Consider the following 23,293-nt stretch of genomic DNA (forward strand, 5'->3'; position numbering starts at 1 on the left):
GCACCATGGCGGCCGTCGTGATGGCCGCCGTCCCGGCAGCGGCAACAACGGCAAGAAGCGCTTCGGCGGCAAGCCCGGTGGCGAGCGCCAATTCGCGCCCAAGCCGCAAGGCGAACGTCCTGCGGGCGCCAAGCCGAATGGCGAGCACAAGCCTGACGGCTTCAAGCGCTTCAAGGGCAACAACAAGCGCCGCTTCGGCGGCAAGCGGCCGGCGAACCGGGCCGCTTAAAGTCCCACCGAGGTTTGATTGAAACAGCATAACGGCCGGAAGCAACGCTCCGGCCGTTTCTCGTTTCACGGACTTGATTGCTGCTGCATCAGCGCCTTCACCCACACCACGATCCGCTCTGTCAGAAAGCCCGTGGTCTGCGGCGATAGCGCATCGCCTGCAATGACGTGGTTGTCCGGATCGCCCGTATCGTCGACCGGCACCAGTTCGTGCGGACCGCCCCAGCGGCCGGCGACCTCGCGCGTGCGGTCCGGCCGCACCACCTTGTCGGCATCCGAGAAGATGAACAGGGCAGGGATGGTCGCCTTCTCGACCGGCGCGCGATAGGCGAGCTCGGTGAGCGCAGCCATCGGCAAGGCCGCCGCGATCGGATATTTGGTGGTCCAGAATTTTTCGTGCAGCGCATTGCGCGCCGGAAAACTGCGCTCCCTGCCGCCGACGAGCTCGGCAATCTCTCTGCCCCAAGGCAGGGTAAGGACCTCGGCGCCCGACGCCTTGACGCCGAAATTAGGCGAGATGAACGCGATTGCCGCGACGCCGTCGGAAGCACCAGGCTGGGCTGCAGCCCATGTCGCCAGTGAGGCGCCAGTCGAGGTGGCGATAACGATCACCTTCTCGCCGATCGCGCGCCCGATCGCCAGTGCCTCCTCATAGTCGTTGATCCAGGCATTCACGCTGCCTTCGGCCATGGCCGCGCCGTCCTGCCCGTGGCCGGTCAGGCGGGTGTAGAAGAGATTGGCCTCGATCTCCCCGGCGACGTCGTCCGGCAGCGGCCGGATCTCGCCCTTGGATGCCGAAAATCCGTGGATGTAGACGATCGCAAGCTTGGTCTTGGCGTGAACCAACGGATTCGCCCAGATGATCTCCTTGTCCAACCCGTCACGGATATTGGGCACGGCCGCTTCTTCGCGCGCCAGATAGGCCTGCGGATCGTCGCCGATCGCCGAAGGATCGAAACGGATCGTCGTATCGACCGCCACGCGTGGGCCGAGGTAAAAGCCTGAGAGGAGGATAACGACGAGACCCAGTACCGCAAGCAAGATCCGTCGCCCCATGACCGACTCCAAGCAACAATTCTCAACCTATGGCGGTGCCCACCGAGAGGCAATCTCTCCCGGATCAGCGGATGTCGTGCAAAAGCCTGCGACGGTTTTGCGAAACGACTTGCATAGAAAGGCATAAAGCGCGTTGCCTGAATGCGTTTCAGCGCGAGGCGCTTTACACCGCTTTGTCCGTTGGACTTTTTTCGCCCGGCGTCTTGCGGTCGAAATACAACGGCCGTCCCCGCCAGCTGGTGGTCAGCCCGATCACCAGTCGGCCTACGGGTCGCGGCAGCAGGCCCAGCAGCTTCAGCGGCCAGCTTATGTGATAGGGGAAGGTGACTTCGAAGCCTCCCCTCCGGATGCCGCGCGCCATGCGGCGCGATGCCCGGTGAACAGGCATCAGGCCCGGCATCGGCAGCATGTTCTTCTCGGTCAGCGGCGTGTCGACGAAGCCCGGATTCATCACCTGGATGCGGATGTTCATCTTGTCGAAGTCGTATTTCAGCGATTCCGCCAGGATGTTGATTGCCGCTTTGGTGCCGCCATAGGCGGCGGTGGTCGGCCAGCCGGAATAGGCCGTGACCGACCCGACCAGGACGACATGCCCGCGTCCTCGCGTGCGCATATAGTCGACCGCAGGCACCAGTCCGTTGACGATGCCGAAATAATTGACGGCGAAGGAACGATGAAAATCGCGCACCACGAGATGCTCACCGGGGGTGGCGATGTAGTTGCCGGCGTTGAAGACGGCGAGCACGATCGGCCCCATGTCTTTCTCGATCGCCGCGACAGTGCGTGCCATCCCTTCTTCGTCGGTCACATCGCAGGGAAAGGATTTCACGTGGCCGGCCATCTGCGCGGTCTCAACCAGCAGCGTATCGGCTGGATCGCTGGCCAGCGCCGTCACCGCGACGGCATAGCCTTGCCTCGCCAGGTCCTTGGCCAGCGCCCGGCCGAGGCCGCTGCTGCCGCCCGTGATCCAGGCGACACCGTCTTTCGGGTTGGCCCGGTAGAGTGTCATTGGAAGTCCTGCGAATTATCTGGGCTAGTGCTCTAGCGGCGAAGAAATGGGATGAAAAGAGCGCTTTTGGATGACATCGTTGAAATGCTCGGGAGCATTGCAGCGTCCCGAATGCGACTGGACCAGGCAAAATCTTGCCTTGAAACCGCGGCTTCCGGTTTTTAGGGTCTCGCCGCACGCATAAAGGAATCCCCATGCCCCGTAATGTGATCGAAGCGATCGGCAACACCCCCCTGATCCGGCTCAACAAGGCTTCGGACGCAACCGGCTGCGAGATCCTGGGCAAGGCCGAATTCATGAATCCGGGACAATCGGTCAAGGACCGTGCAGGCCTCTTCATCATCAGGGACGCCGAACATCGCGGATTGCTGAGGCCCGGTGGTGTCATCGTCGAAGGGACCGCCGGCAACACCGGCATTGGCCTCACGCTGGTCGCCAAGGCGCTCGGCTACCGGACAGTCATTGTCATCCCCGACACGCAAAGCCAGGAGAAGAAGGACACGATCAAGATCCTGGGAGCCGAGCTGATCGAAGTGCCGGCCGTGCCGTACAAGAACCCGAACAACTATGTGAAGCTTTCGGGGCGGCTCGCCGAGCAGATGGCACGGTCGGAGCCGAACGGCGCGATCTGGGCGAACCAGTTCGACAATGTCGCGAACCGCGACGGCCACATCCGCACGACTGCCGAGGAGATCTGGACCCAAACCGGCGGCAAGGTCGACGGCTTCGTGTCCGCCGTCGGCTCCGGCGGCACGCTCGCCGGCGTTGCGCTCGGGCTCAAGGCCAAGAGCAGGCACGTCAAGATCGCACTTGCCGATCCGTTGGGTGCTGCGCTCTACAGCTTCTATACCAGCGGTGAGCTGAAAGCCGACGGCAGCTCGATTACCGAAGGCATCGGCCAGGGTCGCATCACCGCCAATCTCGACGGCTTCACGCCGGACTTCTCCTACCAGATACCGGACGAGGAGGCATTGCCGATCATCTTCGATCTGATCCAGGAAGAGGGACTGTGCGTCGGCGGCTCGACGGGCATCAACATCGCCGGCGCCATTCGGCTGGCGCGCGAGCTTGGCCCCGGCCATACCATCGTGACGATCCTCGCCGACTACGGCACGCGCTACCAGTCGAAGCTGTTCAATCCCGAGTTCCTGCGAAGCAAGAACCTGCCGGTCCCAGGCTGGATGGACGAAAAACCCAGCATCCCGGTGCCGTTCGAAAAGGTGGCCTGATGGCGCAGAGAACCGAAGCGCTGTTTCGCGACGACGCCTATCTGAGCACGGCGGAGGCGCAAGTCGTCGCCATCAATGACCGCGGCGGCATCCTTCTCGACCGCACGATCTTCTATGCCACGTCGGGCGGACAGCCAGGCGATACGGGCATGTTGGAGCGCGCCGACGGCAGCCGCATCGCGATCGCCGCCGCCATCACCGGCGAAACCAAAGACGAGATCATCCATGTGCCGGCGCCTGAACAGGTCCTACCGGCCGTCGGTGAAAAGCTGAAGCTCGACATCGACTGGCGGCGGCGGCATCTTCTGATGCGTATGCACTCCGCGTGTCATCTGCTCACCGTCGTCTGCCCGTTTCCGATCACCGGGGCAGCGGTCGCCGAGGACGACAGCCGCGTCGATTTCGACATTCCCGATGCCGGCTTCAGCAAGGAGGACGTGACAGCGAGGTTGATGGAGCTTGTGCGGGCCAACCATCCCGTCTTCACGCGGCTGATCACCGACGAGGAACTTTCGGCCAATCCCGGGCTTGTCAAATCGAAGAACGTGCGGCCGCCCGTCGGCACCGGCCGCATTCGCTTGGTCTGCATCGGCGAGAATGCCTCAATCGACAGTCAGCCTTGCGGCGGCACCCATGTGAAGAGCACCGGCGAAATCGGCGAGATCCATATCGGCAAGATCGAAAAGAAGGGCCGCGAGAACAGGCGCTTCCGCATCCGCTTCGGGCCGATGCCGACGAATTGACGAGCAACACCTACCAAAGTCGCGAGGAGCGGGCAGGAGAGGAAAAATGGCCGAAGACAGCCCATTCATCGTCGACGCGGATTGGCTCGAGAAGCGGTTGGGAACGCCAGGACTGACCATCATTGACGCGTCCTGGTACCTGCCGGCGCAGAAACGCGACGCCCGCGCCGAGTATGACGACGCCCATATTCCAGCTGCGCGCTTCCTCGATCAGGACGCCGTCTCGGACCCGGATTCCAAGCTGCCGCACACATTGGCGTCGCCCCAATATTTCGCGCAATATGTCGGCTCGATGGGCGTTTCGGCCGACGACACGATCGTCATCTATGACGGTCCAGGCTATTTCTCGGCGCCGCGCGCCTGGTGGATGTTCCGCGTCATGGGCGTTTTCCAGGTCTATATCCTGAATGGCGGCTTCGACCGCTGGAAGGCGGAAGGGCGGCCCGTGACGGCGGAGCAGACCCGGATCGCGCCTTGCGTCTTTTATGCCGATTTCGATGCAAGCCGGGTTGTCAGCCTCGACGAAATGCGCCGGATCGTTGGAAGCGGAGAAAGCCAGATCGCCGATGCGCGCTCACCCGGGCGTTTCGCCGGCACCGATCCCGAACCGCGTCCCGGCGTCCGTTCCGGCCATATGCCGGGCGCTCGCAATGTTCCGGTTGCCGCGCTTGCCGAGAATGGCGAACTGCTACCCAAGGACCGCTTGCGCATGGTCATTGAGGAGGCCGGCATCGATCTTACAAAGCCGGTCGTCACCTCGTGCGGATCTGGCATCACCGCGGCGGCGATCACGTTGGCGCTGGAGACGCTTGGCCATACCGACAACAGGCTGTACGACGGCTCATGGACCGAATGGGGTGGGCTGAGCGACACGCCCGTGGTGACGGGCAAGGAATGACGGCGATGGAAAACGGTGGACCGAAGGATATCGATGTCACGGTCACATTCCTCGAAATGCACGCACCGCCGGCTTCATCTCCCCCGCTGCCCTACAACCGGCAGATCGCCTTGCTGAGGACCAAGGACATTCCGCTGCATTTCTACCGCTACCTGATGGATCGCGTCGGGCGCAAATGGCACTGGGTCAATGTGCTTAGACTAAGCGACGAGGAACTGGCCGCCGGCCTGCATCGTGAGGACCGCGACATCAGCGTGCTCTACCTCGACGGCTCTCCCGCCGGCTTCTTCGACCTCAAGCCGCATCTGCCCGAGGAAGTGGAACTCGCCTATTTCGGTATGATGGAACATGCGCACGGCCAGGGTATCGGCCGCTGGTTCCTGGGTGCGGCCATCTCGGCTGCATGGTCGTATGGGCCGAAGCGCATCACGGTGCAGACCTGCACGCTCGACCACCCGGCGGCACTGCCGCTTTACCAGAAGCTTGGCTTTACGCCGGTTGCGCAGAAGAAAGAGGTCGTGCATCCGCTGACCTTCGCCGAGCGCTCCGCAAGCGTCATGCGGCCGTAGCTAAGGGGAAGCGCGGCGCAGTCGGCTGCCTCGACGCCGCTTACGCAACCGGCGGCTGGCCCTCGAAGGTCGGCAGCGACGTGTCGTTGCAAGCCCAGCGGGGCGCCTTGGTCGTCCGGATCGTCGCTGCGGGCCGTATCATGCTCGGATCGCCGACCTCAGCCGGCCGCGCCGCACCCTTCTTCTGCGATCATCATGGCGCGGAGCGCGGTCCATCGCGAGTCCGATAAGTCTAGTATCGTGATTTCGGGTTCGTAATTCGATACTGCGCTTCGAGCGACGCACGAAGCGCTTGGCAGGAATCGGGTGGGAGACGCTGTCGGCTCGGCATAGTTTCCGGCCAAGGACACCGGAGAATTTTGCCATGAGCATCCAGTTCAAAGCCCTGCCGACCGAAGCCGTGCGCGCCTTACAGCGGGGAGGGCCCGACGCTTACGGCCACACGCCAGAGCGAAGTATTTCGGACGGCGATGGCGTGCCGTGCCGGCATTGCATGAAGAACGTCGCAACCGGCGATAGCTATCTCATCCTCGCCTACCGGCCGTTCCCGGAGCTTCAGCCTTACGCGGAGACCGGACCGATCTTCCTGCATGCGGACGAATGCCAACGCCCCGCGGAGGCGGATGCACTGCCCGAGATGCTCCAAAGCAGCGACTACATAGTGCGCGGTTATGGCAAGGACGACCGCATCGTCTACGGCAGCGGCGCCGTCGTCCCGACCGGCGATATCGCGGCCCGCGCCGAGACTTTGTTCGAGCGCGACGACATAGCCTACATTCACGTCCGCTCGGCACGGAACAATTGCTACCAGTGCCGCATCGAACGAGCTTGATCGCCGGCAAAAAAATGCCCGCCGGTGGTCTGGCGGGTCGTTGGAAGTCTGTGACAGAAGCCTTCGGCCCGAGCCGCCGGCGGGGCCGGTTTTCACCGGAACCGAGGGCGACCGTAGCCATCAGGTAGCGAAATCTCTTTAGGCGGGTTTCTCGGGTCCCGAATGTGAAGCATTTCACACAAGAGGCACCGGATTCGCTCGCAGGGCTGAGCGGCGGCCCGCACGTCCCCCGCCAGCTGTCGTACTCCCGTCGCATAACCGCGCTAGAAGGGCAGTCGTTGATCGATGGCCGACCGCGGATGGACCGGCGGCACATCGCAACATCGAGGAAGCGGGGCTCTGGCTCCGCTTTTTTGTTGCCCGGACTCTTCGCGCAAGACCGGTTGGAACACGAGAAAAAACGCCCGCCGGAAGAACCGGCGGGCGACAGAAGGAAGCTTTTATCGAGGGCAATTCCAGGAAAGGTCTGTAACGGTTCCGTCCAGAATTGCGTGACAAATAATTTCAGGCGGCAAGCACCGCCTTCGGTTCGACCATCTCGTAACCCAGCGCTTCGGCGACGGCACGATTGGTGATCTTGCCCTTGTGGACATTGAGGCCGTTGCGCAGGTGATGGTCGTCGACCAGCGCCTTCAGGCCCTTGTCGGCGAGCTGCAGGCCGTGATGCAGGGTGGCGTTGTTCAGCGCGTGCGCCGAGGTAACCGGAACCGCGCCCGGCATGTTGGCGACGCAGTAGTGGATCACGCCGTCGACCTCATAGGTCGGGTCGGCATGGGTCGTGGCGTGCGAGGTCTCGAAGCAGCCGCCCTGGTCGATGGCGACGTCGACGAGCACCGAGCCCTTCTTCATGCCGGAGAGCATTTCGCGGGTGACCAGCTTGGGTGCGGCGGCGCCCGGGATCAGCACGGCGCCAACGACTATGTCAGCCGAGAAGCACTCGTCTTCGAGCGCCTCGACGGTCGAGTAGCGGGTATGGACACGGCCGCCAAAAATGTCGTCGAGCTGGCGCAGGCGCGGGATCGTGCGGTCGATGATGGTGACGTCGGCGCCGAGGCCGGCAGCCATCTTGGCAGCGTGCAGGCCGACGACGCCGCCGCCGAGCACGGTGACCTTGCCGGGCAGCACGCCGGGAACGCCGCCGAGCAGCACGCCGCGGCCGCCATTGGCCTTCTGCAGCGCGGTCGCGCCGGCCTGGATCGACAGGCGGCCGGCGACTTCCGACATCGGTGCGAGCAGGGGAAGACCGCCACGGTCGTCGGTGACCGTCTCATAGGCGATCGCCGTGACGCCCGAAGCGAGCAGGCCCTTGGTCTGCTCCGGATCCGGGGCGAGGTGGAGGTAGGTGTAGAGGATCTGGCCGTCGCGCAGCTGCACCCATTCGTTGGGCTGCGGCTCCTTGACCTTGACGATCATGTCCGACTTGGCGAACACGTCGGCGGCCGTCTTGGCGATCGTGGCGCCGGCGGCGCGATAGGCGTTATCGTCGGCGCCTATTCCGGCGCCGGCGCCAGCCTCGACAAGCACTTCGTGACCGTGCGCGACATATTCGCGGACAGAGCCGGGCGTCAGACCGACACGGTATTCATGGTTCTTGATTTCCTTGGGGCAGCCGACGCGCATCTTCTTCTCCTGTCCGGCCCTTGAAAGGGCGCTCTCCCTGACATTTCCGGGCATGCCGCCAATCCCAAACCGCCGCGCAGTTTTAGGGCGACATGCATGAGGCGCAGTGAAGCATGAATCGTTCCGCATGTGTTTGCGAATGCACTTGCGGCAGCGTCCGGTCTTCGATAATCGTTGCGCAAAAAGCCGGAATATTCGCAGGAATCTCGAAAAATGCCGCTCGACAGGATCGATATCGCCATTCTGGAGACTTTACAGAAGGATGGCCGGATCCCCAATGCAGCGCTTGCCGAAAAGGTTGGGCTGTCGCAGTCGGCCTGCTCCAGGCGCCTGGACAATCTGGAGAAATCCGGAACCATCCGCGGCTATCACGCGCGACTGTCGAATGCAGCGCTCGGCCATCAGATGACGGCGATCGTGCATATATCGCTGTCGGGGCAGTTCGAGAAGACGCTGTCCGATTTCGAAGCGGCGATCAAACGCTGCCCGAACGTGCTTTCCTGCCATCTGATGTCGGGCGAATACGACTATATCCTGCGTATAGCGGCCAAGGACCTTGCCGACTATGAGCGCATCCACAAGGAATGGCTGTCGGCGATGCCGCATGTGACGAAGATCAACTCGTCCTTCGCCCTGCGCGAGATCGTCGACAGGACGGCGGTGGGGTTGAGGCCCGAAATGGCTTAGCTGAAGTCAGAGCGTTGCATCGTTTCACGGGAACCCCGAACCGCTCATTTCTTTGCTTTGCGCAATTACGGACGGAAAACCGCTACACACTTTTCTTGGAACTGCATTAGGCTCCGGCCGCCTCGGTGACCACCTTGGTCATCGGGATGTCGTGCGGTTGCGGATAGATGGTGGGAATGCGCTGCAATTCGTAGCCGACGCCGATCACCAGCGGCCTGAACGGCATGGCGGCGAGCGTACGATCGTAGAAACCGCCGCCATAGCCCAGCCGGTAGTTGCTGGGATCGATGCCGACTACCGGCGAGATCACGATATCGGGCAGGACAGGATCACCCTCGGCCGGGATCGGGATGTTCCAGACGCCCTTCTCCAGCCGGTCGCCCGGCGCGTAGGCGCGGAACACCAAAGGCTGGCCCTTCTCGATGACGACGGGCAGCGCGGTGCGGCCGCCGCGCGCATTGATCGACGCCATAAAGCCGCGCAGGTCCGGCTCGCCGCGGAACGGCCAGTAGAGGCTGACCATAAGGCCGGCAACCTTGCCGACCAGCATATCGAGGCCCTCGGCAATCCGCTGTGACATTGCCGCGCGTGCATCGGCGGAAACCGCAAGCCGCGCGCCGATCAGCCGCTCACGCTCCGCCTTGCGCCAGCGCCGGACATCGGTCCAGTCGGACAGCGGCATCTGATAGGCCGGGTCGAGCTCATGCATGAAACAAGGCGGCGAAGCGTATTGCGCCGGGCCGTCGTCATCGCGATTGTCAGACATGCTCCACTCCTATCGTTCTGCTCCACGCTATACCCGGCGTTCCGGGGGCGACATGCGCGTACACGACACCGGGCGACGACTCCCGGGCACTGACATGGCCAGCGGTGGCGTTGTTGCGGTGCACAAAAATGCTTACATCTAGGCAATCGGGTTGCTTTGGGCGAGGTGGCTGAAAATGGACGAAGCCAAGCATCATGTCGTGATCGTCGGCGCCGGGTTCGGCGGTCTCGAACTTACCCGCGCGCTGGCCGGCGCACCGGTGCGCATCACCATGATCGACAAGCGCAATCACCACTTGTTCCAGCCGCTGCTCTACCAGGTGGCGACCACCGCGCTGGCGACTTCCGAGATCGCCTGGCCGATCCGTCATCTGTTACGCAAGCGCAAGGACGTGACGACGCTTCTGGGTACGGTCATCGGTGTTGACCGCGCAGGCAAACGCGTGCTGCTCGATGACGGGAGCGCAGTCGGCTACGACACGCTAGTGCTCGCCACCGGCGCGCGCCACGCCTATTTCGGCCATGACGAATGGGAGCCATTCGCGCCCGGGCTGAAGACGCTGGAAGATGCCACCACCATCCGGCGCCGCATCCTGCTCGCCTTCGAGCAAGCCGAGCGCGAGACCGATCCCGCCAGGCGCCAGGCATTGCTGACGCTGGTCATCGTTGGCGGCGGACCGACCGGCGTGGAGCTTGCCGGCACCATTGCAGAGCTTGCGCATGACACGCTGCGCGGCGAATTCCGCAACATCGACACGCGGCAGGCACGCGTTGTGCTGATCGAAGCCGGTGACCGTGTGCTCGCAAATTTCGCACCGGAGCTCTCGGCCTATGCTCAAAAGGCGCTGGAGCGGCTTGGTGTGACGGTCGAGCTTGGCCGTGCCGTCACGCAGTTGGATGCCGAGGGCGTCGTCTTTGGCGATACCTACCTGCCGGCAAAGACGATTTTATGGGCAGCCGGCGTCGCCGCTTCGCCTGCGGCGGAATGGCTGGGAGCGCCCGCCGACCGGGCGGGCAGGGTGCTGGTCGAGCCCGATCTCACCGTGCCGGGCAGCCCGGAGATATTTGTTATCGGCGATACGGCGCATCTGCTGCGACCGGACGGCAAGCCGGTACCGGGCGTGGCGCCGTCCGCCAAGCAGGAGGGCAGGCATGTTGCTGCAACGATCAAAGCGAGGCTCGATGGCGACGCAACGCCACGCCCTTTCCGCTACAAGCATGCTGGCGACCTGGCGACGATCGGCAAACGCGCGGCCGCCATCGATTTCGGCTGGATCAAGCTCACCGGCTGGCTCGCATGGTGGCTCTGGGGGATAGCGCACATTTATTTCCTGATCGATTTCCGCAATCGGCTCGCAGTGTCGCTCAGCTGGCTATGGATATATTTTACCGGACAGCGCAGCGCGCGCCTGATCACTCAGGGTGACGACGACAAGAGCTGATTGCTTTTCATCGACGCGTCACCGTGTCGTGATCAACAGACATCCAACAGACATGGACTCGAAATGCCTTCGGCGGCATGTTCCGATTGAGGGGCAGGGCATGTCGCGTTGTCTAAGAGGAGGAAAACAATGTCACTTTTGCCCGTCTCTCGCCGCGAATTCCTGGCCGGAGCCGCCGCCAGCGGAGCGCTGATCATGCTGCATCCGTTCTCCGCCCGGGCCGCAGCCAATCAGGCGCATCTGAGGATCATGGAGACGACCGACATCCATGTGAATTTGCTGCCCTATGACTATTACGCCGACAAAGCGAACGACACGATGGGCCTGTCGCGCACGGCCTCGCTGATCGACGGGGTGCGCAAGCAGGCCACCAATGCGATGCTGATCGACAATGGCGACCTGTTACAGGGCAATCCGATGGGCGACTACATCGCCTATGAAAAGGGCATGAAGGACGGCGACCTGCATCCGATCATGAAGGGCATGAACCTGCTCGGCTATGAATGCTCGACGCCCGGCAACCACGAATTCAACTACGGCCTGTCCTTCATGGACAAGGTGTTGGCCGGCGCCAATTTCCCCTTCGTGTGCGCCAACCTGATCCGGGGCACGACGCTCGCCACGAACCCGCGCGACGACAAGCTCTACCTCAAGCCCTATGTCATCCTCGACAAGAAGATCAAGGACGGTTCCGGCGCCGAGCAGCCGATCAAAATCGGGGTGATCGGTTTCGTGCCGCCGCAGATCATGGTCTGGGACCTGAAAAACCTGGAAGGCAACGTCCAGACCCGCGACATTGTCCAGGCGGCCAAGGCCTGGGTACCGCAAATCCGCGAGGAGGGCGCCGACATCGTCATTGCGCTTTCGCATTCCGGCATCGATATCAAGCAGGGCGAAATGATGGAGAACGCCTCCTTCTTCGTCGCCGGCGTCGAAGGCATCGACGCGGTCTTCACCGGGCACCAGCATCTCGTCTTCCCCGGCAAGAAGGATTTCCAGGCGCTGGAAGGCGTCGACACCGAAAAAGGCACTCTGCAGGGCAAGCCGGCGGTGATGGGCGGCTTCTGGGGCTCGCATATGGGCCTGATCGACCTGCTTCTTGAGCGCGACGGCTCGAAATGGCGCGTCGTCTCGGCCGCCTCCGAGGCGCGGCCGATCTATGAGCGGGTCGACAGCAAGAACAAGGCTACGGTCGGCGACGACAAGCGCATCATCGCGGCGCTCGAGCAGGATCACGAGGCGACGCTCGCCTATGTCCGCCGCCCCGTCGGCAAGACGTCCGCGCCGCTCTATTCCTATTTCGCTTTGGTCGCCGACGATCCATCGGTGCAGATCGTCAATCAGGCGCAGAGCTGGTATCTCAAGGATATTCTGAAGAGCACAGAGTGGAAGGACGTGCCACTCCTCTCTGCGGCGGCACCGTTCAAGGCAGGCGGCCGCAACGGCGCCGACTACTTTACCGACGTCCCTGTCGGCGATATCGCCATCAAGAACGTCGCCGATCTCTATCTTTATCCGAACACCGTGCGCGCGGTCGAAATCACCGGCTCGCAAGTCAAGGAATGGCTGGAGATGTCGGCCGGCATCTTCAACAGGATCGAGCCCGGGAAGGCGGATCAGCCGCTGATCAACACCGAGTTCCCCTCCTACAATTTCGACGTCATCGATGGCATCACCTACAAGATCGACCTGTCGCAGCCACCGAAATACGATACGAAGGGCGCCGTCGCCAATGCCGGCTCCAGCCGCATCGTCGATCTTAAATTCGGCGGCAAGCCGCTCGATCCGGCAGCGAAATTCGTGGTTGCCACCAACAACTACCGCGCTGGCGGCGGCGGCAATTTCCCTGATATCAATGCTTCGAAGATCATCTATGAGGCGCCGGACACCAACCGCGACGTGATCGTGCGCTACGTCATCAGCGAGGGCACGATCAATCCGTCGGCGGACGACAACTGGTCGTTCGCGCCGCTGCCTGGAACCAGCGTTGTCTTCGAGACCGGACCCAGGGCCAAGGATTTCATCGGTCAGGTGAAGTCGCTGAAGATCGAGCCGGCGGGCGAGGGTGAGGCGGGGTTTGCCAAATACCGCATTACCCTTTGATGTTGCGCGGCCGGGCCGGCCTGATTTGGCTAAGGCGAAGGGGTGGTCGCGGGCGTGGTGAGTGGCCCGGGGAAGGCCGGCTGGATCGACGTGCCGAGCGGATCGCTGGGCACGGTCAGCGGCGCCATTCCTCTCGGGTGGCGAATCTCCTGGATGGTCGATGTCGGCGTGTTGTTGACAAGGTCGCTGGCCCCCGGTGTCAGCGTCGGGGCAGTCAGCGCGCCCAGCGGGTCATTGGTGACTGTGGGCAAGGATACTTTTGCTTCAGCGGCACTTGCCGAGATCACGGCAAGCAGCAGCACGGCGACGGCTACGGTGCGGTTCAAGGAAGCCTCCTGTTGCGAACGACGCTCGGCGCTCGCCCGAGGATGCAGTGACGGCGCCGGACAGCCGGAAAAATGCCGGATGTCCGATCGCGGTTGCATCATGTTCGCATGAGACATTTGTGCTCGCACCGCAGCTCTCCAGGTAGCCGGCGCTGGGTCCCATGACGCCGGAAAGGTGCGTCGATTACAAAGCAGTGAATTGGAACGATTGCCGTGAAGGCGCTCTGGTTCGGTTTGGGGACATACGCTAGCTTTAGCCATGCGTTATGTGATCGTTATCGTCGCCATCACGTTCTTCCTGATCTGGGACGGCCTCTACAACCAGGGCCAATATCTCGACGCGACCGTCAGGGAGATGTCGCGCATCGTGCGTTACGTCACCGGCGCTGCCTGAGGCCCCGACGCTGCCGCTCAAATAGCGGGCGCGACATCGTTGCCGGTTGACGCGACGGCCTTGCTCCCACAAAACGCGTTCATCCGTCGATCAAGGAGGCTGGGTTTGATCCGGCACATCGTTTTCTTCAGCGTGCGGCGCAAGGAGGATGTGGAGGCCGTCCGGTCAGGGCTGCAGGAACTGGGCAAGATTCCCCATTCGAAACACTTCGAGGTGACGCTCAATACCAAGGTCGATCTGTTCTCAAACGCGATCGACGTGGTCGTCTATGCCGAATTCGAGGACGAGGCAGCGCTCGCAGCATACAGGGCGCATCCGATCTATGCGGAGACGACAGGCAGGGTTAAACCGTTGCGCGAGCTGCGTTATTCGGCCGACGTCGTGGCCGCCGCCTGAGCCGCGCCGTCCGCTCGCCTTGGACGCCAGGCCTTGAACCGATTTCCGCAATGGTGCACACCGCGCCGGCATGACGAAAACTCCGCCCCATCCGCTCGACCATCTCGTTCTGCCCACGCGGAGCCTCCACATTGCAAGGCAGCGCCTCTCGTCGCTCGGCTTCGTCGTCGCCCCGACCGGCGTCCATCCTTTCGGGACCGAGAACGCTTGTGTCTTCTTCACCGACGGCACCTATCTGGAACCGCTGGCCGTCGGCGATGACAAAACGGCCGATCGGGCGATGGGCGAAGGCAACGTCTTCGTCGCGCGCGACCGCCTTTACCGCAGCAGGCTTGACGACGAGGGCTTCTCCGCGGTCGTCTTCGGGACCGCCGATGCAGATGCCGACCACGCGCGCTATGTCGAAGCGGGGCTGTCGGCTGGCAACATGTTGAGCTTTTCGCGCGCCTTCACCGACACCACGGGCAAAAGCGACACGGCATCGTTCAAACTGGCATTCGCGGCCGATAGAAAAGCACCGGACGCCTTCCTGTTCGCCTGCCAGCGCATCAACGCGCCGCAGATCGACCGCACCGCACTGCAGGCACATGCCAATGGCGTGACCGGCATCGTTGAGATCGTGGCGGTGAGCGACGAGCCTTCGAGCCAGAGGGGACTGATATCGATCGCTGCCGGCCAGGACGCGAGCGACGGCGACAGGACTGACCTGCCAAACGCGACCCTGGCCGTTCTGACGCCCGACGCTTTTGCCGCACGGTTCGGTGCTTCGGCAAGGCAGCCTTCGGACCTGCGATTTGCGGCCGTCATCTTTGCGGTTCGCAGCGTCGCCGCAGCTACCCAGCTACTTGCGGCAAACGCCACAGAGCACAACATGAGCGACGACGATGTCGTCGTGCCGCCGGCACCCGGTCAGGGCGCGGCCTTCATCTTTCGGGAGATCCCATGAGCGAGCCCCTTGCGCCCAATGCCGCGGTAAGCGTCGGCAAGGTGGTTTTCGCCAACAATGCGCCCTTGTCGCTGATCGCAGGCCCCTGTCAACTCGAGTCGCGCCAGCACGCCTTCGACATGGCCGGCGCACTGAAGGAACTAACCACAAGGCTCGGTATCGGGCTGGTGTACAAGACGAGCTACGATAAGGCCAACCGCACCTCGCTCGGCGGCGCGCGCGGTGCCGGGATCGAGGCGGCGATGCCGATCTTCGACGACCTGCGCAAGGAGTTCGGACTGCCGGTGCTGACCGACGTCCACACCGAGGAGCAATGCGCATTGGTCGCGCCGCATGTGGATGTGCTGCAGATACCGGCCTTTCTCAGCCGGCAGACGGATCTGCTGATTGCGGCGGCGCGCACCGGCAAGGTGGTGAACGTCAAGAAGGGTCAGTTCCTGGCGCCATGGGACATGAAGAATGTCGTCGCCAAGGTCACCGGTTCCGGCAACGCCAACGTGCTGGTCACCGAGCGCGGCGCCTCCTTCGGCTACAACACACTGGTGTCGGACATGCGAGCGCTGCCGATCATGGCCGAGATCGGCGCGGCGGTGATCTTCGACGCCACCCATTCCGTGCAGCAGCCGGGCGGGCAAGGCGGCTCGACCGGTGGCGAACGACGCTTTGTCGAGACCCTCGCGCGCGCCGCCGTGGCGATCGGCGTTGCCGGCGTGTTCATCGAAACCCACCAGGATCCGGACAACGCCCCCTCCGACGGCCCCAACATGGTGCCCTTGAAGAATCTTCCCGCATTGCTGGAAAGGCTGATGGCGTTCGATCGGATCGCCAAGAGGCCGTAGCAGGGCAGCCGAAAATCTGGAACCTTCGCCCGCTCCCCTCATTGTCCACAACGGACAAGCAAATGAGAGGAGCACAACAATGACCACTCCGTCTGGCCACACCGAAGCCATTGCCGCCTCGCGCGTCATCGGCACCTCGGTCTACAACACCGCCGGCGACAGCATCGGCAGCATCGAGGACGTGATGCTCGACAAGATGTCGAACGGGATCATGTTCGCGGTCATCGGCTTCGGCGGCTTCCTCGGCATGGGCGAGAAGTATCACGCCATTCCGTGGGCAAGCCTCGACTATGATGAAAACATGGGCGGCTACGTCGTGCCTTTCACCAAGGAACAGCTCAAGGCGGCACCGGCCTACTCGATCGAGGAATTGACCGGCGCCGATGGTGAAGCGGCCCGCGACGCATCTTTCGAATACTACCACGTGAAGCCTTACTGGCACTGATCGGCCTGATCGGCTGCCTTCAGAATCGAGAAGGCCCCCGGATCCGGGGGCCTTCGAGCGTTGAGGAACCTATTCAGCGGTCCGAAGGGTGGATAGCTCCGTGGTGTTCTGCTGAGGCTTCTGGGTGTCGCAGGACGTCAGGAACGCCGCCGCGATCAGGAACAAACTCACGATACCGCTCAACTGGGACATGGCGAAACTCCTCGTGTTTCGCCCCGCGCAAACACGACCATAAATCAGAAGGGCGAGTCGCGCGCATGACTAATGATGACAAAGATTTGCGCTTCGTGAATCTTGTCGCCGGCAATTATTGCGGACCGCCCAATTGCCTTTTGCCGGGCTTTGGCTAAGAGGGGCGCGACGCTTCAATCGATCAATCGGGGACATCGCAATGACCGCCATCATCGACATTGTCGGGCGTGAAATCCTGGACAGCCGTGGAAATCCGACCGTCGAGGTCGACGTGGTGCTGGAAGACGGCTCGATGGGCCGCGCCGCCGTTCCGTCGGGCGCCTCGACCGGCGCGCATGAGGCGGTCGAGCTACGCGACGGCGGGCCGCGCTATCTCGGCAAGGGAGTCCAGGGCGCCGTCGAGGCCGTGAACGGCGAGTTGTTCGAGGCGATCGGCGGCATGGAAGCCGAGAACCAGATCCATATCGACCAGACGATGATCGAGCTCGACGGCACTCCGAACAAGAGCCGGCTCGGCGCCAACGCCATCCTCGGCGTGTCGCTGGCGGTGGCCAAGGCCGCCGCCGAGGCCGCCGGGCTGCCGCTCTACCGCTATGTCGGCGGCGCCAAGGCGCACATCCTGCCGGTGCCGATGATGAACATCATCAATGGCGGCGCTCATGCCGACAACCCGATCGACTTTCAGGAATTCATGATCCTGCCGGTCGGCGCGCCGACGCTGCGCGACGGCGTGCGTTGGGGCTCTGAAATCTTCCATACGCTGAGGAAGAAGCTGAAGGATGCCGGCCACAACACCAATGTCGGCGACGAGGGCGGTTTCGCCCCCAACCTGAAGAGCGCGCCGTCGGCCCTCGATTTCATCATGGAATCGATCGAGAAGGCCGGCTTCAAGCCGGGCGAGGACGTGGCGCTCGGCCTCGACTGCGCGGCGACTGAGTTCTTCAAGGACGGCAACTACGTCTATGAGGGCGAGAAGAAGACCCGCGATCCGAAGGCGCAGGCCAAATACCTCGCCAAGCTCGCTTCCGATTATCCGATCGTCACCATCGAGGACGGCCTTGCCGAGGACGATTGGGAGGGCTGGAAATACCTGACCGATCTGATCGGCAAGAAGACCCAATTGGTCGGCGACGATCTGTTCGTCACCAACACGGCGCGACTGCGCGACGGTATCCGCATGGGCGTCGCCAACTCGATCCTGGTCAAGGTCAACCAGATCGGCTCGCTCACCGAAACGCTCAACGCGGTCGAGACCGCCCACAAGGCCGGCTACACCGCCGTCATGTCGCACCGCTCGGGCGAGACCGAGGATTCGACCATTGCCGACCTCGCCGTCGCCACCAACTGCGGGCAGATCAAGACCGGCTCGCTGTCGCGCTCAGACCGCATGGCCAAGTACAACCAGCTCATCCGGATCGAGGAAGAGCTCGGCCGGCAGGCGCGCTACGCCGGCAAGTCGGTGGTCAAGGGCTGATCCGGACGAACTGTCTTGGTTGTTGAAAGAGGCGGAGAGGCGGGTTCCCCCGCCTCTTTTTGTTTCGGCAAGTCTCAGTCCAGCCGACCGTAACCGTCCATTAAGCACAATCGGGCGAAAAAAGACTCGAACAGCCGCTTGCGCTCGCGGCCGAAAGGGGTCGGGTCATGTGGACACGTCAGCACAAGCAGAGAAACACCGGCAAGCTGATCGTTCCGTCGCTCTGCGTGCTGTTTCTCGCCTATTTCGGCTTCCATGCCTATCACGGTGAGTTCGGCATCTACTCCAAATATCGGCTGCAGGCCCAGGCGGCCGAACTCCAGACTCAGCTCGACGCGGTCAAGGCGCGCCGGATCGACTTCGAACGTCGTGTCCAGCTCATGCATGAAGGCACGCTGGAAAAGGACATGCTTGACGAGCAGGCCCGAAAGGCGCTCAATCTGTCCCATCCGGACGAAATCACCATCATGCTGCCGGCTTCGGCAAAATAACCGAATTTCGGTTAATAGAACTTATTTGCAATGATTCCAATCGCTTAGGATGCATGTCAGCCATGCATTTTTCAGCATGGCGCATTGCATTCTTGCGTGTTAGCCTCGCTCAAATCGGTGGGGAGACGGGTCGCTCTCCCTTGAATGTCCGCGAAGAGACGCCAACAGGGAGTGATGTATGGCCACCGCCGCCAGAAAAGCGCCTGCCAAGTCCAAATCCAGATCCGACGGCAAATCGTCGGCCCTTTCCACCCCCAAGCCAGCCGACTTCACCAAAGAAGAAGAGCTCTCCGCCTACCGGCACATGCTGCTCATTCGCCGCTTCGAGGAGAAGGCGGGCCAGCTTTACGGCATGGGCTTTATCGGCGGCTTCTGCCACCTCTATATCGGCCAGGAGGCCGTCGTTACCGGCATGAAGATGGCGCTGATCGAGGGCGACCAGATGATCACCGCCTATCGCGACCATGGCCACATGCTGGCGATGGATCTGTCGCCGCGCGGCGTCATGGCCGAGCTCACCGGGCGCCGTGGCGGCCTGTCGAAAGGCAAGGGCGGCTCCATGCACATGTTCTCCAAGGAGAAGCATTTCTATGGCGGCCACGGCATCGTCGGCGCGCAGGTGTCGCTGGGCACAGGCCTGGCCTTCGCCAACCGCTACCGCGACAACAAGAATGTCTCGCTGACCTATTTCGGCGACGGCGCCGCCAACCAGGGCCAGGTCTATGAAAGCTTCAACATGGCCTCGCTGTGGAAGCTGCCGGTAGTCTACATCATCGAGAACAATCGCTACGCCATGGGCACATCGGTGTCGCGCTCATCCGCCGAGACCGACTTCTCCAACCGCGGCGCTTCCTTCAGGATTCCCGGCATGCAGGTCGACGGCATGGACGTTCGCGCGGTCAAGGCAGCCGGCGACGTCGCCGCCGAATGGTGCCGCGCCGGCAACGGCCCGCTGATCCTCGAGATGCAGACCTATCGCTATCGCGGGCATTCGATGTCCGACCCGGCGAAGTATCGCTCCAAGGAAGAAGTGCAGAAGATGCGCTCGGAGCACGACCCGATCGAACAGGTCAAGGCGCGCCTGATCGATAAGAGGTGGGCGAGCGAAGACGATCTCAAGGCCATCGACAAGGAGGTCCGCGACATCGTCGCCGACGCCGCCGAATTTGCCCAGCACGACGCCGAGCCGGATCCGTCCGAGCTCTGGACCGACATCGTACTCTAAGGAGGGCAAGGACATGCCGATCGAAATTCTCATGCCCGCTCTCTCGCCGACGATGGAAGAGGGCAATCTTTCCAAGTGGTTGAAGAACGAAGGCGACAAGGTCGTCGCCGGCGACGTCATTGCCGAGATCGAGACCGACAAGGCGACGATGGAGGTCGAAGCCGTCGATGAAGGCACGCTCGCCAAGATCGTGGTTCCGGCCGGCACCGAAGGCGTCAAGGTCAACGCGCTGATCGCCGTGCTTGCGGTCGATGGCGAAGACGTAGACAAGGCCGGCGAAGGCATCGGCGAAGAAGAGCCCAAGGCTGAAGCGGCCGCGCCGGCACCGGCGCCCGCCGCGGCCAAAAGCGAAGCGGCTGCGCCAGTCGCCGCCGCGCCGAAGGCGGAAGTCGCGGCCGATCCGGACATCCCTGCCGGCACCGAAATGGTCTCGACCACGGTGCGCGAGGCGCTGCGTGACGCGATGGCCGAGGAAATGCGCCGCGACGGCGATGTCTTCGTCATGGGCGAGGAAGTTGCCGAATACCAAGGCGCCTACAAGATCACGCAAGGCCTGCTGCAGGAGTTCGGTCCGCGCCGCGTTGTCGACACTCCGATCACCGAGCATGGCTTTGCCGGCGTCGGCGTGGGCGCGGCGATGGCGGGCCTGAAGCCGATCGTCGAGTTCATGACCTTCAACTTCGCCATGCAGGCGATCGACCAGATCATCAACTCGGCCGCCAAGACGCTCTATATGTCCGGTGGCCAGATGGGCGCCCCGATCGTCTTCCGCGGCCCGAACGGTGCTGCCGCCCGCGTCGCCGCCCAGCACTCGCAGTGCTACGCCGCCTGGTACAGCCATATCCCCGGCCTGAAAGTGGTGATGCCCTACACGGCAGCCGACGCCAAGGGCCTGCTCAAGGCTGCGATCCGCGATCCGAACCCGGTCATCTTCCTCGAGAACGAAATTCTCTACGGCCAATCCTTCGACGTGCCGAAGCTCGACGATTTCGTGCTGCCGATCGGCAAGGCGCGCATCCACAAGCAGGGCAAGGACGTCACCATCGTCTCCTTTGGCATCGGCATGACCTATGCGGTCAAGGCCGAGGCCGAACTGCGCGGCATGGGCATTGATGCCGAAATCATCGATTTGAGAACCGTCCGTCCGCTCGACTTCGATACGATCATCGCTTCGGTTAAGAAGACCAACCGGCTGGTCGTGGTGGAGGAAGGCTTCCCGCAGAGCTCGGTCGGTGATCACATCGCCAGCCAAGTCTCGCAGCGCGTCTTCGACTTCCTCGATGCGCCGGTCATCACGATCGCCGGCAAGGATGTGCCGATGCCTTACGCGGCGAACCTCGAAAAGCTGGCGTTGCCCAATGTCGGCGAGGTCGTCGAGGCGGTCAAAGCCGTCACCTATCGCTGAGCCGGTCGGGAGGACAACATGCCAATCAACATCACCATGCCGGCTCTCTCGCCCACGATGGAAGAGGGCAATCTCGCCAAGTGGCTGGTCAAGGAAGGCGATCATGTTGCGCCCGGTGACGTGATCGCGGAGATCGAGACCGACAAGGCGACGATGGAAGTCGAAGCGGTCGATGAGGGCACAGTCGCTAAGCTGGTCGTCCCGGCAGGCACCGAAGGCGTCAAGGTCAATGCGGTGATCGCCATTCTGGCAGGCGAAGGCGAGGACGCCGGTGCTGCCGCAAAGAGCGATGGCGGTGCGGCGCCCAAGGCGGAGGCTCCGAAAGCAGACCCTGCGAAGGCCGAGGCGCCCAAGGAAGCGCCGAAGCCGGCGGCCGCGCCGGCGAAGGCCGAGCCTGCACCGGTCGCCAACGGCCACGCCGGCGGCGAGCGCGTGTTCGCCTCCCCGCTTGCCCGCCGCATCGCCAAGGATGCCGGTGTCGACGTGAAGGGGCTTAGTGGCTCCGGTCCGCATGGCCGCGTGGTGAAGGCCGATGTCGAGGCGGCGATCGCTTCCGGCGGCGCCAAGGCTGCGCCTGCCGGCAAGGCTCCTGCCGGTGCGCCCGCAGGCGCTCCTGCCCCGGCGCCGAAGCCGATGTCGGACGATCAGGTGCTGAAGCTGTTCGCGGAAGGCTCTTACGAACTCGTTCCGCACGACAATATGCGCAAGACCATTGCGCGCCGGCTGGTCGAGGCCAAGAGCACCATTCCGCATTTCTATCTGACGCTCGACTGCGAGCTCGATGCGCTGCTCGCGCTGCGCACGCAGCTCAACGCCGCGGCCCCAATGCGGAAAACCGAGAAGGGCGAGGTCCCGGCCTACAAGCTCTCGGTCAATGACATGGTGATCAAGGCGATGGCGATGGCGCTAATGGCGGTGCCGGACGCCAACGCCTCCTGGACCGACAACGCCATGGTCAAGCACAAGCATGCCGATGTCGGCGTCGCCGTCTCGATCCCCGGCGGCCTGATCACGCCGATCATCCGCCACGCAGACGAAAAGACGCTGTCCGTCATCTCCAATGAGATGAAAGATCTGGCAAGCCGTGCCCGCAGCCGCAAGCTGAAGCCCGAAGAGTACCAGGGCGGCACCACGGCCGTGTCCAATCTCGGCATGTTCGGCGTCAAGGATTTTGCCGCCGTGATTAACCCGCCGCACGCCACGATCCTTGCGGTCGGCGCCGGCGAGGAGCGCGCCATCGTGAAGAAAGGCGAGATCAAGATCGCGACCATGATGTCGGTGACGCTGTCGACCGATCACCGCGCCGTCGACGGCGCGCTCGGTGCGGAGCTGCTCGGCGCCTTCAAGCGCATGATCGAAAACCCGATGGGCATGCTGGTGTAGGAAGGGAAAAAGGCGGTGCGGAATTTCTTCACCAGCCTTTTCGCCTTCATTCTTTCCGGTCTGGCCGGCGTACTTGTCGTTCAAGAGCTGGCGGTCATCACCGGCGCGATAGAGGAATGCATTCTGGTCTTCGCGGCCACGGTGATGATCGTCGTTGTGGTCACGGTCGGCTTCTTCCTCGTTCAATTCCGAGGCAAGCCGGTGCGGGCGCTCGGCGGGATGCTGTGGCTGCTGCTTGCGCTTTTCTGTCTCGGGCTGCTGGCGCTGGTGGGCTGCACGTTTTCGGTGCCGGCCGAGAGCCGGGCGACCGCAAATGACCTTTCGATCGTTTCCGGGCTGATCCTGCCGCGCGTAGCGGCGATCATCGTGCAATGGCCGCGCTGGCAACTCAAGCGCTCGGCGGCGGCATTCGGCTGGGGGACAACCGCATGAAGACAATTCTCTGCTATGGCGACTCGCTGACCTGGGGCTACGACGCTGGCAGCCTCGGGCGCCTTGCGCTGGAGGACCGCTGGCCAAGCGTGCTCAAGACGGCGCTGGGCGACGGCATCGAGGTGATCGCCGAAGGGCTGAACGGCCGCACCACTGCCTTTGAC

General features: G+C 63.0%; 24 protein-coding genes and 2 pseudogenes. 21 read left to right on the forward strand and 5 right to left on the reverse strand.

Translation table 11 applies throughout. From position 1 onward, the window contains the following. Positions 1-229, forward strand: a pseudogene (locus tag EOA75_RS08570) (pseudouridylate synthase); the annotation flags it as partial. A gap of 65 nt (positions 230-294) precedes the next feature. On the opposite strand, the gene EOA75_RS08575 reads toward EOA75_RS08570, so the two are convergent. Continuing rightward, positions 295-1,284 carry an alpha/beta fold hydrolase gene (locus tag EOA75_RS08575; protein WP_127324068.1) on the reverse strand — a complete coding sequence of 330 codons (990 nt, stop codon included), beginning with the start codon at positions 1,282-1,284 and terminating at the stop codon, positions 295-297. 163 nt (positions 1,285-1,447) lie between these two features. Then, positions 1,448-2,293 carry an SDR family oxidoreductase gene (locus EOA75_RS08580; protein ID WP_127324069.1) on the reverse strand — a complete coding sequence of 282 codons (846 nt, stop codon included), beginning with the start codon at positions 2,291-2,293 and terminating at the stop codon, positions 1,448-1,450. Between the two features lie 194 nt (positions 2,294-2,487). Between EOA75_RS08580 and EOA75_RS08585 the strand changes: the two genes are divergently transcribed. The 5 genes from EOA75_RS08585 (at position 2,488) to EOA75_RS08605 (ending at position 6,564) form a co-directional block, all read left to right on the forward strand. After that, positions 2,488-3,522: a cysteine synthase A gene (locus EOA75_RS08585; protein ID WP_127324070.1), complete on the forward strand. Its 1,035-nt coding sequence runs from the start codon at positions 2,488-2,490 to the stop codon at positions 3,520-3,522. Further along, on the forward strand, positions 3,522-4,265 hold the full coding sequence (locus EOA75_RS08590) for an alanyl-tRNA editing protein (protein WP_127324071.1): 744 nt from the start codon (positions 3,522-3,524) through the stop codon (positions 4,263-4,265). The genes EOA75_RS08585 and EOA75_RS08590 overlap by 1 nt, the downstream gene beginning before the upstream one ends. Before the next feature lie 46 nt (positions 4,266-4,311). Further along, entirely contained in the window at positions 4,312-5,163 is an 852-nt protein-coding gene (sseA, locus tag EOA75_RS08595) for a 3-mercaptopyruvate sulfurtransferase (protein ID WP_127239787.1), read from the forward strand. 5 nt (positions 5,164-5,168) lie between these two features. Next, positions 5,169-5,732 (forward strand): GNAT family N-acetyltransferase, encoded by a 564-nt coding sequence (locus tag EOA75_RS08600; RefSeq protein WP_067321624.1) that lies wholly within the window; start codon positions 5,169-5,171, stop codon positions 5,730-5,732. A gap of 364 nt (positions 5,733-6,096) precedes the next feature. Further along, positions 6,097-6,564: a DUF1203 domain-containing protein gene (locus EOA75_RS08605; RefSeq protein WP_127248188.1), complete on the forward strand. Its 468-nt coding sequence runs from the start codon at positions 6,097-6,099 to the stop codon at positions 6,562-6,564. Positions 6,565-7,068: 504 nt separating this feature from the next. Here the strand turns inward: EOA75_RS08605 and ald are convergent. Next, the gene (gene ald, locus EOA75_RS08610) at positions 7,069-8,184 is read right to left on the reverse strand and encodes an alanine dehydrogenase (protein WP_127324072.1); all 1,116 of its coding nucleotides are present in this window, start codon (positions 8,182-8,184) and stop codon (positions 7,069-7,071) included. Between the two features lie 213 nt (positions 8,185-8,397). On the opposite strand from ald, the gene EOA75_RS08615 reads away from it, so the two are divergent. Continuing rightward, the gene (locus EOA75_RS08615) at positions 8,398-8,871 is read left to right on the forward strand and encodes an Lrp/AsnC family transcriptional regulator (RefSeq protein ID WP_059188527.1); all 474 of its coding nucleotides are present in this window, start codon (positions 8,398-8,400) and stop codon (positions 8,869-8,871) included. 106 nt (positions 8,872-8,977) lie between these two features. Here the strand turns inward: EOA75_RS08615 and EOA75_RS08620 are convergent, their stop codons facing one another. Continuing rightward, complete coding sequence (locus tag EOA75_RS08620; RefSeq protein ID WP_095800688.1) at positions 8,978-9,637, reverse strand: 5-formyltetrahydrofolate cyclo-ligase; 660 nt, start codon at positions 9,635-9,637, stop codon at positions 8,978-8,980. Between the two features lie 175 nt (positions 9,638-9,812). Here EOA75_RS08620 and EOA75_RS08625 point away from each other — a divergent pair, with 175 nt between their 5' ends. Both EOA75_RS08625 and EOA75_RS08630 read left to right on the forward strand, forming a co-directional pair. Then, entirely contained in the window at positions 9,813-11,078 is a 1,266-nt protein-coding gene (locus EOA75_RS08625; RefSeq protein WP_127216617.1) for an NAD(P)/FAD-dependent oxidoreductase, read from the forward strand. A gap of 129 nt (positions 11,079-11,207) precedes the next feature. Further along, positions 11,208-13,181, forward strand: a complete 1,974-nt coding sequence (locus EOA75_RS08630) for a bifunctional 2',3'-cyclic-nucleotide 2'-phosphodiesterase/3'-nucleotidase (protein WP_127324073.1) — start codon at positions 11,208-11,210, stop codon at positions 13,179-13,181. A gap of 29 nt (positions 13,182-13,210) precedes the next feature. Here EOA75_RS08630 and EOA75_RS08635 read toward each other — a convergent pair whose 3' ends face one another. Then, positions 13,211-13,507 (reverse strand): hypothetical protein, encoded by a 297-nt coding sequence (locus tag EOA75_RS08635; protein WP_095825439.1) that lies wholly within the window; start codon positions 13,505-13,507, stop codon positions 13,211-13,213. A 259-nt stretch (positions 13,508-13,766) separates the two neighbouring features. Here EOA75_RS08635 and EOA75_RS35560 point away from each other — a divergent pair, with 259 nt between their 5' ends. The 12 genes and pseudogenes from EOA75_RS35560 to EOA75_RS08690 all read left to right on the forward strand — a co-directional run. Beyond that, complete coding sequence (locus EOA75_RS35560; protein WP_259979787.1) at positions 13,767-13,901, forward strand: hypothetical protein; 135 nt, start codon at positions 13,767-13,769, stop codon at positions 13,899-13,901. A 105-nt stretch (positions 13,902-14,006) separates the two neighbouring features. Further along, the gene (locus EOA75_RS08640; protein ID WP_066989660.1) at positions 14,007-14,297 is read left to right on the forward strand and encodes a Dabb family protein; all 291 of its coding nucleotides are present in this window, start codon (positions 14,007-14,009) and stop codon (positions 14,295-14,297) included. A gap of 70 nt (positions 14,298-14,367) precedes the next feature. Then, positions 14,368-15,243, forward strand: a complete 876-nt coding sequence (locus tag EOA75_RS08645; protein ID WP_127324074.1) for a VOC family protein — start codon at positions 14,368-14,370, stop codon at positions 15,241-15,243. After that, positions 15,240-16,082 carry a 3-deoxy-8-phosphooctulonate synthase gene (gene kdsA / locus EOA75_RS08650; protein ID WP_127324075.1) on the forward strand — a complete coding sequence of 281 codons (843 nt, stop codon included), beginning with the start codon at positions 15,240-15,242 and terminating at the stop codon, positions 16,080-16,082. The genes EOA75_RS08645 and kdsA overlap by 4 nt, the downstream gene beginning before the upstream one ends. 79 nt (positions 16,083-16,161) lie before the next feature. After that, positions 16,162-16,527, forward strand: a complete 366-nt coding sequence (locus EOA75_RS08655; RefSeq protein ID WP_066989666.1) for a PRC-barrel domain-containing protein — start codon at positions 16,162-16,164, stop codon at positions 16,525-16,527. 391 nt (positions 16,528-16,918) lie between these two features. Beyond that, positions 16,919-18,193, forward strand: a complete 1,275-nt coding sequence (eno, locus tag EOA75_RS08660; RefSeq protein WP_127324076.1) for a phosphopyruvate hydratase — start codon at positions 16,919-16,921, stop codon at positions 18,191-18,193. A 167-nt stretch (positions 18,194-18,360) separates the two neighbouring features. After that, positions 18,361-18,684: a septum formation initiator family protein gene (locus EOA75_RS08665; protein WP_066989670.1), complete on the forward strand. Its 324-nt coding sequence runs from the start codon at positions 18,361-18,363 to the stop codon at positions 18,682-18,684. Positions 18,685-18,862: 178 nt separating this feature from the next. Further along, positions 18,863-19,909 carry a pyruvate dehydrogenase (acetyl-transferring) E1 component subunit alpha gene (gene pdhA, locus EOA75_RS08670; RefSeq protein ID WP_127324077.1) on the forward strand — a complete coding sequence of 349 codons (1,047 nt, stop codon included), beginning with the start codon at positions 18,863-18,865 and terminating at the stop codon, positions 19,907-19,909. A gap of 13 nt (positions 19,910-19,922) precedes the next feature. Next, entirely contained in the window at positions 19,923-21,314 is a 1,392-nt protein-coding gene (locus tag EOA75_RS08675) for a pyruvate dehydrogenase complex E1 component subunit beta (protein ID WP_127248193.1), read from the forward strand. Between the two features lie 18 nt (positions 21,315-21,332). Continuing rightward, entirely contained in the window at positions 21,333-22,697 is a 1,365-nt protein-coding gene (locus tag EOA75_RS08680) for a pyruvate dehydrogenase complex dihydrolipoamide acetyltransferase (protein WP_095780465.1), read from the forward strand. 15 nt (positions 22,698-22,712) lie between these two features. After that, a complete protein-coding gene (locus tag EOA75_RS08685) occupies positions 22,713-23,129 on the forward strand; it encodes a hypothetical protein (RefSeq protein ID WP_127324078.1) in 417 nt (138 codons plus the stop codon). Beyond that, positions 23,126-23,293: pseudogene (locus tag EOA75_RS08690) on the forward strand (arylesterase); the annotation flags it as partial. The gene EOA75_RS08685 and the pseudogene EOA75_RS08690, both read left to right, overlap by 4 nt.

This window comes from Mesorhizobium sp. M1A.F.Ca.IN.022.07.1.1 (assembly GCF_003997575.1).
Lineage (GTDB): Bacteria > Pseudomonadota > Alphaproteobacteria > Rhizobiales > Rhizobiaceae > Mesorhizobium.

Excerpts from the sequence above, each read along its gene's own strand:
- EOA75_RS08575 (WP_127324068.1), bottom strand. The coding sequence starts at position 1,284 with ATGGGGCGACGGATCTTGCTTGCGGTACTGGGTCTCGTCGTTATCCTC.
- EOA75_RS08580 (WP_127324069.1), bottom strand. The coding sequence starts at position 2,293 with ATGACACTCTACCGGGCCAACCCGAAAGACGGTGTCGCCTGGATCACG.
- EOA75_RS08585 (WP_127324070.1), top strand. The coding sequence starts at position 2,488 with ATGCCCCGTAATGTGATCGAAGCGATCGGCAACACCCCCCTGATCCGG.
- EOA75_RS08590 (WP_127324071.1), top strand. The coding sequence starts at position 3,522 with ATGGCGCAGAGAACCGAAGCGCTGTTTCGCGACGACGCCTATCTGAGC.
- sseA (WP_127239787.1), top strand. The coding sequence starts at position 4,312 with ATGGCCGAAGACAGCCCATTCATCGTCGACGCGGATTGGCTCGAGAAG.
- EOA75_RS08600 (WP_067321624.1), top strand. The coding sequence starts at position 5,169 with ATGGAAAACGGTGGACCGAAGGATATCGATGTCACGGTCACATTCCTC.
- EOA75_RS08605 (WP_127248188.1), top strand. The coding sequence starts at position 6,097 with ATGAGCATCCAGTTCAAAGCCCTGCCGACCGAAGCCGTGCGCGCCTTA.
- ald (WP_127324072.1), bottom strand. The coding sequence starts at position 8,184 with ATGCGCGTCGGCTGCCCCAAGGAAATCAAGAACCATGAATACCGTGTC.
- EOA75_RS08615 (WP_059188527.1), top strand. The coding sequence starts at position 8,398 with ATGCCGCTCGACAGGATCGATATCGCCATTCTGGAGACTTTACAGAAG.
- EOA75_RS08620 (WP_095800688.1), bottom strand. The coding sequence starts at position 9,637 with ATGTCTGACAATCGCGATGACGACGGCCCGGCGCAATACGCTTCGCCG.
- EOA75_RS08625 (WP_127216617.1), top strand. The coding sequence starts at position 9,813 with ATGGACGAAGCCAAGCATCATGTCGTGATCGTCGGCGCCGGGTTCGGC.
- EOA75_RS08630 (WP_127324073.1), top strand. The coding sequence starts at position 11,208 with ATGTCACTTTTGCCCGTCTCTCGCCGCGAATTCCTGGCCGGAGCCGCC.
- EOA75_RS35560 (WP_259979787.1), top strand. The coding sequence starts at position 13,767 with ATGCGTTATGTGATCGTTATCGTCGCCATCACGTTCTTCCTGATCTGG.
- EOA75_RS08645 (WP_127324074.1), top strand. The coding sequence starts at position 14,368 with ATGACGAAAACTCCGCCCCATCCGCTCGACCATCTCGTTCTGCCCACG.
- kdsA (WP_127324075.1), top strand. The coding sequence starts at position 15,240 with ATGAGCGAGCCCCTTGCGCCCAATGCCGCGGTAAGCGTCGGCAAGGTG.
- EOA75_RS08655 (WP_066989666.1), top strand. The coding sequence starts at position 16,162 with ATGACCACTCCGTCTGGCCACACCGAAGCCATTGCCGCCTCGCGCGTC.
- eno (WP_127324076.1), top strand. The coding sequence starts at position 16,919 with ATGACCGCCATCATCGACATTGTCGGGCGTGAAATCCTGGACAGCCGT.
- EOA75_RS08665 (WP_066989670.1), top strand. The coding sequence starts at position 18,361 with ATGTGGACACGTCAGCACAAGCAGAGAAACACCGGCAAGCTGATCGTT.
- pdhA (WP_127324077.1), top strand. The coding sequence starts at position 18,863 with ATGGCCACCGCCGCCAGAAAAGCGCCTGCCAAGTCCAAATCCAGATCC.
- EOA75_RS08675 (WP_127248193.1), top strand. The coding sequence starts at position 19,923 with ATGCCGATCGAAATTCTCATGCCCGCTCTCTCGCCGACGATGGAAGAG.
- EOA75_RS08680 (WP_095780465.1), top strand. The coding sequence starts at position 21,333 with ATGCCAATCAACATCACCATGCCGGCTCTCTCGCCCACGATGGAAGAG.